The sequence below is a fragment of the Bradyrhizobium sp. 4 genome, from assembly GCF_023100905.1.
Classification (GTDB): Bacteria; Pseudomonadota; Alphaproteobacteria; order Rhizobiales; family Xanthobacteraceae; genus Bradyrhizobium.
This window is the reverse complement of the sequence record NZ_CP064686.1, coordinates 3,288,321-3,302,048: the sequence shown is the minus strand read 5'-3', so window position 1 is coordinate 3,302,048 and position 13,728 is coordinate 3,288,321. Positions and strand designations below refer to the sequence as shown.

General features: G+C 65.3%; 11 protein-coding genes, 1 tRNA gene and 1 pseudogene. 4 read left to right on the top strand and 9 right to left on the bottom strand.

All coding sequences use genetic code 11. The features are described 5' to 3' along the window. The gene (locus tag IVB45_RS15070; protein WP_247360462.1) at positions 1–957 is read left to right on the top strand and encodes a caspase family protein; all 957 of its coding nucleotides are present in this window, start codon (positions 1–3) and stop codon (positions 955–957) included. Here IVB45_RS15070 and IVB45_RS15065 read toward each other — a convergent pair. The 7 genes from IVB45_RS15065 to IVB45_RS15035 form a co-directional block, all read right to left on the bottom strand. Beyond that, a tRNA-Gln gene (locus tag IVB45_RS15065) sits at positions 943–1,016 on the bottom strand. The two genes, IVB45_RS15070 and IVB45_RS15065, sit on opposite strands and share 15 nt — an antisense overlap. Before the next feature lie 170 nt (positions 1,017–1,186). Next, on the bottom strand, positions 1,187–2,158 hold the full coding sequence (locus tag IVB45_RS15060; protein ID WP_247360461.1) for a tripartite tricarboxylate transporter substrate binding protein: 972 nt from the start codon (positions 2,156–2,158) through the stop codon (positions 1,187–1,189). Between the two features lie 59 nt (positions 2,159–2,217). After that, positions 2,218–3,348 carry an iron-containing alcohol dehydrogenase gene (locus IVB45_RS15055; protein WP_247360460.1) on the bottom strand — a complete coding sequence of 377 codons (1,131 nt, stop codon included), beginning with the start codon at positions 3,346–3,348 and terminating at the stop codon, positions 2,218–2,220. 14 nt (positions 3,349–3,362) lie between these two features. Further along, positions 3,363–4,400, bottom strand: a complete 1,038-nt coding sequence (gene pdxA / locus IVB45_RS15050; RefSeq protein WP_247360459.1) for a 4-hydroxythreonine-4-phosphate dehydrogenase PdxA — start codon at positions 4,398–4,400, stop codon at positions 3,363–3,365. Continuing rightward, positions 4,397–5,503, bottom strand: a complete 1,107-nt coding sequence (locus tag IVB45_RS15045; RefSeq protein WP_247360458.1) for a four-carbon acid sugar kinase family protein — start codon at positions 5,501–5,503, stop codon at positions 4,397–4,399. Before IVB45_RS15045 ends, pdxA begins: the two co-directional genes overlap by 4 nt. After that, positions 5,500–6,945: an FAD-binding oxidoreductase gene (locus IVB45_RS15040; RefSeq protein ID WP_247360457.1), complete on the bottom strand. Its 1,446-nt coding sequence runs from the start codon at positions 6,943–6,945 to the stop codon at positions 5,500–5,502. The genes IVB45_RS15045 and IVB45_RS15040 overlap by 4 nt, the downstream gene beginning before the upstream one ends. Positions 6,946–6,969: 24 nt before the next feature. Next, positions 6,970–7,884, bottom strand: coding sequence for a dihydrodipicolinate synthase family protein (locus tag IVB45_RS15035; protein WP_247360456.1), 915 nt, complete (start codon positions 7,882–7,884; stop codon positions 6,970–6,972). Positions 7,885–8,004: 120 nt separating this feature from the next. Here IVB45_RS15035 and IVB45_RS15030 point away from each other — a divergent pair, with 120 nt between their 5' ends. Next, positions 8,005–8,838 (top strand): IclR family transcriptional regulator C-terminal domain-containing protein, encoded by an 834-nt coding sequence (locus IVB45_RS15030; protein WP_247360455.1) that lies wholly within the window; start codon positions 8,005–8,007, stop codon positions 8,836–8,838. A 9-nt stretch (positions 8,839–8,847) separates the two neighbouring features. Here the strand turns inward: IVB45_RS15030 and rnz are convergent, their stop codons facing one another. Further along, positions 8,848–9,750, bottom strand: a complete 903-nt coding sequence (gene rnz, locus IVB45_RS15025) for a ribonuclease Z (RefSeq protein WP_247360454.1) — start codon at positions 9,748–9,750, stop codon at positions 8,848–8,850. A gap of 403 nt (positions 9,751–10,153) precedes the next feature. Here rnz and IVB45_RS15020 point away from each other — a divergent pair. Beyond that, positions 10,154–11,640: pseudogene (locus IVB45_RS15020) on the top strand (amidase). 22 nt (positions 11,641–11,662) lie between these two features. On the opposite strand, the gene IVB45_RS15015 reads toward IVB45_RS15020, so the two are convergent. Next, a complete protein-coding gene (locus IVB45_RS15015; RefSeq protein WP_247360452.1) occupies positions 11,663–12,268 on the bottom strand; it encodes a TetR/AcrR family transcriptional regulator in 606 nt (201 codons plus the stop codon). 201 nt (positions 12,269–12,469) lie between these two features. Between IVB45_RS15015 and IVB45_RS15010 the strand changes: the two genes are divergently transcribed. Then, positions 12,470–13,711 carry an efflux RND transporter periplasmic adaptor subunit gene (locus tag IVB45_RS15010; RefSeq protein WP_247360451.1) on the top strand — a complete coding sequence of 414 codons (1,242 nt, stop codon included), beginning with the start codon at positions 12,470–12,472 and terminating at the stop codon, positions 13,709–13,711. The last annotated feature ends 17 nt before the right edge of the window (positions 13,712–13,728 follow it).

The following is a 13,728-nucleotide window of genomic DNA, read 5'->3' as shown; positions in this document are numbered from 1 at the left end:
ATGGCAACAGGCATGTCGCTGCACATCGGATTGAACGCGGTCGATCCGCAGCATTACGAAGGCTGGAGCGGTCCTCTCAACGCCTGCGAAGCAGACGCCAACGACATGGCGGATCTCGCCCACACAAGCGGCTTCGCGCCGACCAGGCTCATCACCCGCAAGGCGACACGCGCGGCCGTCCTGGGCGGCATCGCGCAAGCGGCCAAGTCCCTTAAATCCGGCGACATGTTCTTCCTGACCTATTCGGGCCACGGCGGTCAGTTGCCAGACCTCAACGGCGACGAGCCTGACGGCAAGGACGAGACTTGGTGCCTCTACGACGGCGAGTTGGTCGATGACGAGCTGTATTCCTCATGGGGCGCATTTGCAGCCGGCGTGCGCATTCTGCTGCTCTCGGATAGCTGTCATAGCGGCAGCGTGAGCAAAGCCCTGCACTATCAAGCCAGGGCACGCACCGTCCTCGGTACCGTCTATCGCGCGATGCCGGACGAGATGGCGCTGCGCGTCTACCAGGCCAACAGGAAGACCTATGATCCGATCCTGAAGCGACGCGATCTTTCCGAGGCCTTCTCCAACGTCAAGGCGTCGGTGCTGCTGATCTCCGGCTGCCAGGACAACCAGCTCTCGCAGGACGGCACATTCAACGGCCTGTTCACGGGAACGCTGAAGGCGGTCTGGAACGGCGGGACATTCAAGGGATCTTACCGGCGCTTCCACACCGCCATCGGCGCCAAGATGCCGCCGGATCAGTCACCCAAACTGTCGCTGGTGGGCGCCAGCAATCCGGCCTTCATGGCCGCTCGCCCCTTCACCCTGGCCAAGACGAAGAAGGCCGTAACGAAGAAAAAGAAATCAGCAGCGAAAAAAGGAAAGAATCCGGCGCGCAGAAATTCGAGGCAACGCCGACACGGCGCAGCGGGCGAAACAGAAAGGCGCCGGAATTGGCTGGGGAACTAGGATTCGAACCTAGACAAACAGAGTCAGAGTCTGTTGTGCTACCGTTACACCATTCCCCAACGGAATAGCCGAACAAATTCAATGGCTTATTGAATAGCCCGGCTGGGGCCGGAAGCGCATTCAGCGCAAATCACGGCTCAGGCGTGGCAGCGTTCTACCCGCTCGGCCGTGGGCTGGCAAGCGCTGCAGTGGATGGGCTGCGTGCCTCCCCCGGAGATCCCGCGGACAGCTACTCCAGCTTGATGTTCGCGGCTTCGATCACCTTCTTCCAGCGCGCCGTTTCCGCGGCGATGTAGGCCGCGAACGGTTCGGAATCCACCGCAGCCGCGGTTGCGCCGAGCTCGGCCATCTTCTGCACCGTCTCCGGCTGCTGCATGAAGGCGCGGATCTCGGCCGAGAGCTTTTCGACGATCGGCTTCGGCGTCGCGGCGGGAACGAAGAAGCCATGCCAGGCGACGGCCTCGAAGCCGGGCAGGAATTCGGCGACCGCGGGCGTTTCCGGATCGAAGGCGGCGCGCTTGGGCGTTGCGGTCGCAAGCATCGCGAGCTGGCCGGTCTTCACCTGCGGTAGCAGCAGCGGCACGTTGTCGAAGGCCAGATCGATCTGGCCACTGAGCAGATCCGTCAGCATCTGGCTCGAGCCCTTGTAGGGCACATGCACCATCCTGGTGCCGGTCATCTGCTGAAACAACTCGCCGGCAAGATGCTGCGACGTGCCGACGCCGGCCGAGCCGAACGAGACCTTGTCCGGGTTCGCCTTGAGATAGGCGATCAACTCCGGCACGGTGCGCGCCTTGATCTTGTCGGGGTTGACGACGAGAACGTTGGGCACCACGCTGATCTGGGCAATCGGCGCCAGATCCTTGTCGGGTTGGTAACTGAGCTTCGGTCCGTAGAGAGTGGGGTTGATGGCGAGCGCGGACGTGCTGGCAAGCCCGAGCGTGATGCCGTCAGGCGCCGACTTCGCCAGCCGCGTCACGCCGAGGATCGAACCGGCGCCGCCGACATTCTCGACCACAAACGGCTTGCCGAACTTCAGTTGCAGATGGTTCGAGACCATACGTGCGAAAATGTCCGCGGTGCCGCCGGCGGCGAAGGGAACGATCACCGTCACCTGCTTGGACGGATAGCCGTCCTGGGCCTTCGCCGGCGACGTCGCCAGCAGCACGACCGAGGCAAGAACAAGCCATATCGATCTCATCGAAGTTTCCTCTGCATTTCCTGTTGTTGATTGGCCGCCGCGCGCGTGCGCGGAGATGGCTAGAACGCGACCTCGTACATGCTCAGGATCGCATCCCGGCCGAGGTCGCGCGGATTGTTGTCGAGCAGGCGCCGAATTGCGTGCGCCTCGCCAGCCATCACGCCGAGATCGTCCCGGGGCACACCGAGTGCGGACAGCCGCATCTCGATTCCGAGATTCCTGCAGAACCCATAAGTCGCCTCGAATGCAGCCTTCGCATCGCCCTGCGCCGGCAGTCCGAGTGCCGCCAGCACCGCCACCGTCTTCGCCTCGGCTGCCGGCATGTTGAACGCCAGCGTATGCGGGAAGATCACTGCGCAGGCGAGCCCGTGCGCCACATGATGGCGTGTGCCGAGCGGATAGGCCACCGCATGGCCGGCGGTCGTGTTCACCGGTCCGAGGCAATAGCCGCCGTACAGCGAGGCCAGCGCCAGACCGGCGCGCGCCTCGCGATCGCCGCCGTCGGCGACCGCGCGCTTGAGATATTGGCCGACCAGCCGGGCGCCTTCGAGCGCGTAGAGGTCGATCGCCGGATGCGCCTTGCGGCTGGTATAGGCCTCGACGCAATGCGCCAGAGCATCGACCCCGGTGGCGGCAGTGACCTCCTTCGGCACTGTCATCGTCAGGTCCGGATCGACGATGGCGATATCCGCCAGCATGAAGCGGCTCTGCACCGCCTGCTTGTTCTTGCTGACGGGATCGGTGACGAGCGCGCGGGTGCCGGCCTCGCTGCCGGTGCCTGACGTCGTCGGAATCTGCATCAGCGCCACGCTGCGGCCGGCCACCTTCTCGGGACCGACGATATCGGCAAAGGCCGCCTCGGAGGTACACAGCACCGCGACCAGCTTGGCGAGATCCATCGCACTGCCGCCGCCGAAGCCGACGACGAGATCGGGTTTGACGTCGCGCGCCATCGCCACGGCCTTGTCGAGATTGGGCAGGTCCGGCTCGGGCTTGACCTCGCCGAACACCTTCACTGCACCCGGCAGCGCCAGCGTGTCGACACGGCGCGCATTGAACGGGTCGGAAATCACGAGCGGTCGTTTGGCGCCGATGCGCTCGGCGAAGCGCGCCGCGGCGGCGATCGTGCCGCAGCCGAACTCGAGGACGGTCGGACGAAGGATTTCGATGGGCGTGAAAGCGTTGGTCATCCTCGCGCTCGATCTCATGATTTGGATGCGGAGGCGCCAGCGGCCAGCCGTTCGGCATAGTCGATGGCCTCGATCAGGCTGTGCTCGTTGGCGATGCCCTTGCCGGCGATATCGAAGGCAGTGCCGTGATCGACAGAGGTGCGGATGATCGGCAGGCCCAGCGTGATGTTGACGCCGGAGAGCTCCTGCCAGCGTCCGGTCGCAGGATCGACCTGGAAGCCGAGCAGTTTGACGGGGATGTGCCCCTGGTCGTGATACATCGCCACCACGGCATCGTACTGGCCGGCCCGCAACTTGACGAAGACAGTGTCGCCGGGCACGGGACCGACGACATCGAGGCCGTCGGCGACCGCTTTCGCAATCGTCGGCGCGGACACGTCGATGTCCTGCCGGCCGAACAGGCCGCCCTCGCCGGCGTGCGGATTGAGCGCGGCGATCGCGATCTTCGGCTTGGCGATGCCGAGCCTGAGCAGCGCATCGTTGGTGAGGTCGATGACCATGCGCAGGCGCTCCGGCGTCAGACGCTTCGGCACGTCCTCGAGCGCCACGTGGGTCGAGACATGGCTGACGCGCATGTTGCCATGGGCGAGCAGCATCACCGAGCCGCGCACACCGGTGAGATGCGCCAGCATCTCGGTATGACCGGGGAAATGATAGCCAGCCTTGTTGAGCGCTTCCTTGTTGAGCGGTGCCGTGACGATGGCCGCGGTCCGTCCCGCCTGCGTCAGGCGGACGCCCTGCTCGATCGCCTTGTAGGCAAAACGGCCGCCATCGGCCGAGAGCACGCCGGGCCTGATCGGGTCGCCTTCGACGTCGGCCTGCAGGAAGCACAAGTTTGGCCACTCGCGATCGTCGGGCGTAACCTCCGGGATCGCAATGCCCACACCGAGCGCGGCTTTCGCCCCATGGAGCGCCGCGCCGCTGCCGATGATCAACAGACGCAGATCGCCCGTCGCGATCCGGTCCTTCAGGCCGACGCAGGCCTTGACGATGATCTCCGGTCCGATTCCGGCCGGATCGCCCATGGTAATAGCAAGATGGCGAGAGGTCATGTCGGACTCTCCATGTTGAGCAAATGATTGGTCCGGAGCAGATCGCGCCACAGCTCGCTGGGGCCGAACGCGCCGGATTTCGAGATCACATCGACGCCGGCCCAGCGGCCGCCCTGCAAGATCGAGCGCGGCAATCCCGGCACGATACGTCCTGTCACCTGCAGCGCATGCGCGCCGAGGGCAACGCATGCGGCCTTCAAAGTCTCTCCGCCGGCAACGATCAGCGTGCCCGGCCGCTCAAGCGTCGCAATCACCGCCGTCATCTCGCGCGCGATCCGTCGCGCCGCATCGGCACGGGTCAGACCGTCGGCGAGGGAGAACCTGACCAGCGCAACGCCGTCGGCGGCCAGTTTGCGCTGGACGCGCGGCGCGCCCTCGGCTTCCGCAAGCGTGATGGTTGCCTCACCGCATGCCGCAAGTTGGGAGGCGGTGGTAACCTGGTCGGAGCCGAACAGCCCCAGCACCGGCAGCTTCAACTGGTCCGGCGCATCGGCGCGATGACTGCGGGCGAGCGCACCGGCCAGTCCGCCGCTTCCGCACCAGAGCACGGGCCCCGGCATGCGCCGTCCCATCTCGACCACCCGATCGAGCTCGATATCGCTCTCGGCGTCGAAGACCTGAACGCCGCCCCGCGAGAGCGTATCGGCCCCGCCCTGCCGTGCTTCGATGCCCTCCACCTGCAACTGGGTCAGGAGATTCTCTCCGACACGATGCCAGTCGCCTTGCACCGTACGCGCAAATTGCTGTCCACCCACGGTGCGGCGCCCCTGATAGTCGAAGGCAGGTGCGACAACGCACGACGCCCAATGGCCGCTGCGCAGGCAGGCCCCGAGCTCAGCGGCCCATGAGCCACGCAGCAGGCTGTCGACCTTCTTGTAGGCGATCGTCCCACCCTGAAGCCGCGGCGCCAGCCGTCCGACGATCTCGGTGCTCACGGCCTTCGACCGCTCGCGGCTGCCGCTGTCGATCGCGAGGCTACCGGATACCTGCGACGCAGACACTTCCGGCCAGGTGACGTTGAACGGTCCGCACAGGCCGACAAACTCCGCGGCGGTGTCGAGCGCACCGCTGAGATCATCGGCAAGCAGGCGAACACTCGTCATCCTCGCGCGCTCCCGACATTGAAGATCTTGCCCGGGTTCATCCGGCCCTTGGGATCGAGCAATTGCTTGATATCCCGCATCAGCTCGATATCGAGGGGATTGGCGACGCGGGCGAGCCGGCTGCGATTGGTGATGCCGATGCCATGTTCGGCACTGATCGCCCCGCCCTGCGCCGCGGTCTCGTCGTCAACGATCTCGTTGATTTGCACGACAAGCGCGGCCGTGGCGTCCGGATCCCGGCAATGCGCGCGGTCGATCAGGGCGATCACATGGATGTTGCCGTCGCCGATATTGCCGTGCATCACGACGCGCGCATGCGGCACGGCGGCGTTGATGCGGGCCTCGACATTGGTGACGAAGGCGGCCTGACGCTCCAGCGGCACCACGCTGTCGTGCGACACGACATAGCCGCTGCGCTTGTTGCCTTCGGACACGCTGTGCCTGACGGCCCAGATCGCCTTCGCCTGCGCAAGGTTGGACGCCAGGATGGCGTCCTCGGCGAGCCCCGTCTGCATCGCATCCACCAGCACCGTGCCCAGCGGCTCATCGAGGTCGACGCCCGCGAGCGTGTCGGTCAGCTCGACGATCAGATACCACGGCGTCGTCAGCTCGAACGGGATCGTGACATGCGGCACGGTCTCCGCGATCGCCTCGATCTGTGATCGCGACATGATCTCGAGGCTGCCGAGCCGGTCGCCGACCGCACCGCGCAGGCGTTGCATGATCTCCAGCGCCTGCTCGACGCCCTGCAATTTGAGCAGCGCCAGTGCCGAGCTGCGCGGCGGCGAGAACAATTTCAACACGGCGGCGGTGACAATGCCGAGCGTCCCCTCGGCGCCGATGAAGAGCTGCTTGAGCGCGTAACCTGTGTTGTCCTTGCGAAGCGCACGCAGACCGTTGAAAATTCTCCCGTCGGGCAGCACGACCTCCAGCCCAAGCACGAGATCCCGCGTCGGTCCGTAGCGCAGCACGGCCGTGCCGCCGGCATTGGTCGAGATGTTGCCGCCGATCTGGCAGGAGCCCTCAGCACCCAGGCTCAGGGGGAAATAGCGATCGACGTCCCGGGCCGCATTCTGCACCTCGGCGAGAATGCATCCGGCCTCGACAGTGATGGTGTTGGCAAGCGGGCTGACGTCGCGCACGGCCCGCATGCGGTCGAGCCGGATCACGACATTGGCCGCACGATCATCCGGGGTCGCGGCGCCGCACATCCCGGTGTTGCCACCTTGCGGTACGATCGCGAGCTGCCTTGCCGCACAGTATTCGACGACGGAGGCGACCTCAGCGGTCGAGCCGGGCTTCACCACGGCGGCGGCGCGACCGTGATAACGCCCGCGCCAGTCCACGACGTAGGGTTCCTGGTCGGGCCCGGACGCGATGACGTGCTTGTCGCCGACGATGGCGGCAAGCCCGGTCAACGCATCACGGAAAGGGTCGGACATCGGATGGCCTCGTCGCGCGCCGCGCTAGGCAGCGATTGCCGTCGCGTTCGCGAGCAGCTCTTTGACCTGCTCCGGCGGCAAGGATTCCAGCGGCGGCCGCAGGCGCTGCCATCCGGCGTGGCCGGTGCGCTCGGCCACCAGCGCCTTCAGGGAAGCCATCTGCGGGAAACGCGACACCAATTCGCGCGCTTTCACGATGCGCGCCTGCGCAGCCTTGAGTGCCGCGTCGTCGTCGCTGTCGCGGAAATGCTTGTAGACATAGGCGAGATCGCGCGCGACGAGATTGGAAGTCGCGGTGATGCAACCGGCACCACCCTTGCGCAGCAGCGGCAACAGCAGCGGATCGGCCCCGACCAGGACCGAAAAGCCCGGGAAGCGCTCGACCATCGCGGTCATGTTGGCGAAGTCGCCGGAGGAATCCTTGATGCCGGTGAAGGTGGACGGATAAGCCGCGCGCAGCCGCTTGATCAGGGCATGCGAGATCGGCTGCGCCGACATCTGCGGGATGTGATAGAGCACGACCTTGAGCCTGGCATCGCCGATGCGCTGCACGACTTCGCTGTACGAGGCGAAGATGCCGTCATCGGTGACGCCCTTGTAGTAGAACGGCGGCAGCATCACGACGGTATCGACGCCGACCGAAAGCGCATGGCGCGTCAGCGCAATGGTCTCACTGAGCGCGGCAACGCCCGTGCCGGGCAGCAGCCGCTGCGGTGTGATACCGGCGGCAACAACGGCCTCGAGCAGTGCGATGCGCTCGGCGGCCGAAAAAGAGTTCGCCTCGCCTGTCGTGCCCAGCAACGCGATGCCGTCGCAGCCTTCGTCCAGAAGATGGCGGCAATGCGCGACGAAGCGCTCATGATCAGGGGCGAACTCGGCGTCGAGCGGCGTCAGCGCGGCGGAGAACACCCCATGAGGGTGCAGCGATGATGTCGACAAGCTTCCTCCGATCGTCAATCGATGTTGTTCGGAATGCGAACATTTGTTATTAGCTTGACCTGTCGTAAAATCAGCTTGCCGCCACGTCAAGGGCGACATGTCATGGCGAGACATTACAGCATGGCCAAGATCGAAAAGAAGGCCACGAAGCGCGCACCGGCAACGATCCCGAAGAATCCCAAGAATTATGTCGCTTCCGTCGGCAAGGCCTTCGCTGTGCTCGAGGGCTTCACCAGCGAGGCCTTCGAGTTGACCCTGAGTGAGATTGCCGCACGCGCCGATCTCGATCGCGGGACGGCGTTCCGGCTGATCCAGACCCTGGTCGAGCTCGGCTATGTCCAGGCGGTTCCGCAAAGCCGCCGGTTCCGCCTCGGGGTTGCCTGTCTCGACCTTGGCTACACCGTGCTGTCGCACGGATCGTTGCGGCCGATCGTCGAACCGCTGCTGCGCGATCTCGTGCCTGATGTCGGCGATGCGGCCTCGCTCGGGATCCTCGACGGCGGCGACGTGGTTTATCTCGCGCGCATCGGCGCGGGCCTCGACCGCCACAAGATGGATCGCCGGCCGGGGACGCGCATTCCCGCCTACAGCGCCGCGCTCGGTCATGCCATGCTGGCGCATCTGGCGCGGGACGAGCAGATCGAGCGACTGGAAGCGCGCCCTCGCGTCAAATTGTCGGAGCGAACGCTGACCGATCTCGATGCCCTGCTCGCCCGGCTCGATCAGGTGAAGAAGAAGGGTCATGCCGTCTCCGACGGCGAGAACGCCTATGGCCTGCGCACGCTGGCAACGCCGATCTTCGATGCCCGGGGTCTCGTGATCGGGGGATTGAGCGTCACTGTCGATGCGATGCGCATGGACATGCAGACCTTCCGCGACCAGGCGCTGCCAAGGCTGATGCAGGCGACGCGCGAGGTGCAGGACCTCGCGATCAAGTCGGGATTGACCAGCTGAGGGCGGCGTTCAAATCACGATGTGATCGAAGTCGGCGGCGACCCGCGTGTTTGGAAAAATCCCTATCGCCTCGGCCAGAATTTCTTCGTCCCGATAACGCCCCGACATGTGATTCAGCGCGAGTTGCCCGACGTTGTTCGCTGCGGCAAATGAAGCCGCCTCGCGGGCGGTGAGGTGGCCATAGTCCCGTGCGGTCGCAGCGTCGCGATCGAGGAAGGTCGCCTCGACCACCAGCAGATCGGCGTCGACGACATGTTTGGATAGCCCGTCGGTGGTTTCGGTGTCGCCGATTACCACGAACTTCCTGCCGCCGCTCGGCGGCCCCAAAACGTCTTCCGGATCGATCGTACGGCCGGCGATCACGACCGGTCGTCCCGCCGCCAGTTCTCCGCGCATCGGCCCATCGGGAACACCGAGCCCAGCGAGTCGGTCCCGCTCCAGATGGCGACGTGCGGGGCTCCGGAAGGAAAAACCAAAGCTGTCGGTGTCCCGGTGGCGGACCGGAAAGCAGTCGATGGTGAAGTCACCGGCGTCGATAACTTGTCCTTCAATCAGCGGCGCGAACTCCACAGGGATCGGCGCCCTGCCTGTGCCCCACAGGCCGGCAAGCATGCGGATGACGATGTCGAGTGTCCCCTGCCCTCCATGGACGGTCGTCACGTCCGATTGCTGGCGCAACCCCAGCGTCGAGAAGAGACCGGGGATGCCGAGCACGTGATCGAGATGGGCATGCGTCAGCAGAATGCGGTCAAGCCGCCGAAACCCCGCACCGCTGCGCAGCAACTGGCGCTGCGTGCCCTCGCCGCAATCGATGAGGACCCGCTTGCCCGCAGCCTCCACGAGGAGAGCCGGATGGTTGCGCTCCGTCGACGGAACGCTTGCCGAGGTCCCAAGGAATGTCAGGGCGAACATGCTCGTCAGTATCCAGACTTCACCGCCCCCAATGCCACGCGAGCAGCAGCGCGTACAGAGCCCATCGATCCGCATCAAGCGCCGGTCCCCGCAGGACGCTCAAAAAAAACGCGAAAACAACCCCATGCACAGTACAAATCATTGAAGAATTCGCACCACGTGGCGGGTGTCCTGCCCGCAAAGACGGTTTGACTCGTCGGGCAAAACAGGCGCAGAATTGCATGATCCCAGATTTTGAATCCGCAAGTCGCGCCGACGCCGTTAGCGGTTCGGATGGCATGGCCGACCGCACCTTTTCCCGCCGCATGTTCGATACAAGAATCGACTCGCGGCTTGCAGCCGAACGACATCGACACGGCGAGGCGAGACAATGGAGATCGTGATGCAACGGGGACTGCCGCAGATGCCCATTGACTGGGACTACGGTTCGATCAGCACACTGCTGGGCGCCCTGCACGCGCGCAAGGTTTCTGCGTCGGAGTTGATCGAGCACACGATCGCGCGCATCGAGGCGCTGGACGGGCGGATCAATGCCGTCGTCGTCCGCGATTTCGATCGCGCAAGAGACGCCGCACGCGCCGCCGATGCCGCGCTTGGCCGCGGCGAGCGGCAGCCATTGCTCGGCATCCCCGTGACGTTGAAAGAACCGTTCAACGTCGCCGGCCTGCCGACGACATGGGGCTTTCCGCATTTCAGGGATTTCCAGCCGGCGGAGGACGCCCTTGTCGTCTCGCGGTTGAAGGCGGCGGGCGCTGTCATCATCGGCAAGACCAACATCCCGATCGGTCTGCGGGATTTTCAGAGCTACAATGATATCTACGGGACGACAAACAATCCGTGGGATCTCGGCCGATCGCCCGGCGGCTCCTCAGGCGGATCGGGCGCGGCGCTGGCCGCAGGGTTCGGACCGCTCTCGATCGGCTCGGACATCGGCGGCTCGATCCGGGTACCTGCGCATTTCTGCGGTGTGTTCGGACACAAGCCGAGCCTCGGCCTGGTCCCGCTGCGCGGATACAGCCTGCCGCCGGCGCCGCCCGTGCCTGGCCAGGGCGATCTGGCCGTCGTCGGGCCGATGACGCGCACCGCCTCGGATCTTGCGCTCGCCCTCGACGTGATCGCCGGCCCCGACGAGACGCGCGACGGGATCGGCTATCGTCTTGCGTTGCCGGCCCCCCGACACGACCAGCTCAGGGATTTCAGGATTTTCGTGATCGATACGCATCCGCTGATGCCGACAGGCGATGCCGTGCGTTCCGCCATCGGGCGGTTGGCGGAACGGCTCGAACGATCAGGCGCACGGGTTTCGCGGTCGAGCGCATCGCTGCCCGATCTCGCCGAGTCCGCGCGGCTTTACATGAAGCTGCTCAACGCCGCGCGCAGCCCGCGCCTGACACCGGCCGCCCTCGCGGAGGCGCAAGGAGTTGCCGCGGCACTCTCGCCCGAGGACCGCAGCCTGCAGGCCGAGCGCGCGCGCGGCTGGGCGATGGTCCATCGCGAATGGCTGGCGACCGATGCGGCGCGCTTGCGGCTGCAACAACGGTGGCAGGAGCTGTTCCGAGATTTCGACGCAGTGATCTACCCGCCGCCGCCGTGCCGGCCTTTCCCCAGGACCAGTCCGAGCCGTTCGACGCGCGGCAACTGGATATCGATGGACAGCTCTATCCCTATGCCGATGCGTGCTTCATCTGGGCAGACCCCGCTTCGACCTGCGGACTGCCTGCGACCGCCGTTCCGATCGAGCGCACGCCATCGGGCCTGCCGATCGGCGTCCAGATCATCGGGCCTTATCTCGAGGATCGCACCACGATTGCGCTCGCCGGATTGATCGAACGCGCGTTCGGCGGCTTCGTCCCGCCGCCGTCGTTGGCTGCCACGCAATCGGTGACATGATAGAGGAAGGCGGCAACGGTCGTCAGGTTCTTTCAGTCGACTGCGCCTCGACCGCCTGCACGGCGACGCTCGCGACCTGCTGCAGCGCTTCGCGATCGGAGCCTGACGACGCCATCACGCCCATGCCGACCGAGACGGCCGAGACATAGCGCGCAAGTGCTGCGGGATCCGAGCCCGGCTTGAGATCGCCTTCGGTCTTGGCGCGGATGAAACGGTCGCGAAGCTGGTCCTCGTTCTCGGCGCGGCGGGCGGCGAGTTCAAAAGGGACGCTCTCTGATCCGGTGCCGCACGCAATGCCGCCCTGCACGAGCAGGCAGCCCGGCGGGTTGGCCGGATCAGTTTGCTTGTCGGCGATGCCCATCAGCATCCGCTCGGCGACGTCGCGGGCGGTAGGTGCCGCCACCACCTCGTCCATCCAGACGTTGCGCAGTTTGGTATAGCGGTCGAGTGCGGCCTTCAGCAGCCCTTCCTTGTTGCCGAAACAGGCATAGAGGCTGGGCGGATTTATCCCCATGGCCTCGGTCAACTGAGCGATCGTGGCACCCTCGTAGCCATGGCGCCAAAACACTTCCATCGCCTGGTCCAACGCCGTTTCGGCGTCGAATTCGCGGGGGCGTCCCATGCCCATCTGCCTGTTCTCCTCGAAATCGGCGTCGTCCCTGAGCCTAACGCCCGATCCTATCTCTTTGTTCTCGCTTTATTTTCTCTTCCACTTGCCAACCCTTGCGGTAAGCGGCTACAATTTTCTTAGCGGACGGTACATAAGTATCTTGCGCTGCGGTATCCAGCTCCACATCTGTAGTGAACACTACATATCTGGAGCGCGCAAATGCCCCCCTCCCAAAACACCTCTCGCCCTGGCCGTGTCCGCCGCCTTCTCGGCGGCGTCGCCATCGTGGGCGCTCTCGTCGTAGCCGGCTCGATCGCGACCGGCCATTACTTTCGTGCCGCGCAGGCGACCGCGACCGCCGCGGCCGAGCAAGCCGTCGCCGTCACTGTCGCGCTGATCGAACCAAAGCAGACGGTGCTGTGGGACGATTTCTCCGGCCGGCTCGAGGCCATCCAGCGCGTCGAGCTTCGCCCGCGCGTGGCCGGTGCGATCCTTTCGACCAACTTCACCGAGGGCGCGCTGGTGAAGGCAGGCGACGTCCTGTTCAAGATCGACCCGGCGCCCTACGCGGCCGAGGTCGACAAGGCCGCGGCCCAGCTCGAAGCCGCGAAAGCGCGCGTCGTGTTCACGCAGAATGAGCTCGAGCGCGGCGCGCAACTGGTGGGCAACGCGGTGGTCACGCGGCGCGACTACGACCAGCGCGACAACGCCAACCGCGAGGCCATCGCCAACGTCAAGGCGGCCGAGGCGACGCTCCAGACCGCAAAACTCAATCTCGATTACACCGAGGTACGTGCGCCCGTGGACGGCCGCGTCGGCAAGATCGAAATCACCGTCGGCAATCTCGTCGCCGCCGGCACCGCCTCTCCGGTGCTGACCTCGCTGGTCTCGGTCAATCCGATCTATGCGTCATTCGATGCGGATGAAGAGCTGGTGGTGCGGGCGTTGAACTCGATTTCCGAGGACTCCGGCAAGCGCGGCAATCTCGACCAGATCCCGGTCGCGATGGCGACCTCCGGCGGTCTCTCGGCGAAGGGGCACATCCAGCTCATCGACAACCAGGTCAACGGCCAAAGCGGCACCATCCGTGTCCGCGCGGTGTTCGACAATGAGGACGGGCGTCTCATCCCCGGTCAGTTCGCCCGCGTGCGCATGGGCCAACCCAAGCAGCAATCGCTGGTCATGATCGACGAGCGCGCGATCGGCACCGATCAGGACAAGAAGTTCGTGATGGCGGTCGGCGACGATAGCCGCGCGGTCTACCGGTCGATCACGCTCGGCGGCTCGGTGGACGGGTTGCGTATCGTGACGGCGGGGCTGAAGACCGGCGACCGCATCATCGTCAACGGCCTCCAGCGCGTGCGCCCGGGTGCCCTGCTCAAGACGGAGATCGCGGCAATGGGCGCGCGCGGGCCGCAGCAGGCATCCAACCACAGCAATCAGGACGTCGTGCAGCGTTAGCGTCGCCCGCCATGCCG

Bases quoted from the DNA above. Each gene is read 5' to 3' on its own strand.
- pdxA (WP_247360459.1), bottom strand. From the start codon at position 4,400: ATGACCTCTCGCCATCTTGCTATTACCATGGGCGATCCGGCCGGAATC.
- IVB45_RS15055 (WP_247360460.1), bottom strand. From the start codon at position 3,348: ATGACCAACGCTTTCACGCCCATCGAAATCCTTCGTCCGACCGTCCTC.
- rnz (WP_247360454.1), bottom strand. From the start codon at position 9,750: ATGTTCGCCCTGACATTCCTTGGGACCTCGGCAAGCGTTCCGTCGACG.
- IVB45_RS15070 (WP_247360462.1), top strand. From the start codon at position 1: ATGGCAACAGGCATGTCGCTGCACATCGGATTGAACGCGGTCGATCCG.
- IVB45_RS15060 (WP_247360461.1), bottom strand. From the start codon at position 2,158: ATGAGATCGATATGGCTTGTTCTTGCCTCGGTCGTGCTGCTGGCGACG.
- IVB45_RS15010 (WP_247360451.1), top strand. From the start codon at position 12,470: ATGCCCCCCTCCCAAAACACCTCTCGCCCTGGCCGTGTCCGCCGCCTT.
- IVB45_RS15045 (WP_247360458.1), bottom strand. From the start codon at position 5,503: ATGACGAGTGTTCGCCTGCTTGCCGATGATCTCAGCGGTGCGCTCGAC.
- IVB45_RS15015 (WP_247360452.1), bottom strand. From the start codon at position 12,268: ATGGGCATGGGACGCCCCCGCGAATTCGACGCCGAAACGGCGTTGGAC.
- IVB45_RS15040 (WP_247360457.1), bottom strand. From the start codon at position 6,945: ATGTCCGACCCTTTCCGTGATGCGTTGACCGGGCTTGCCGCCATCGTC.
- IVB45_RS15030 (WP_247360455.1), top strand. From the start codon at position 8,005: ATGGCCAAGATCGAAAAGAAGGCCACGAAGCGCGCACCGGCAACGATC.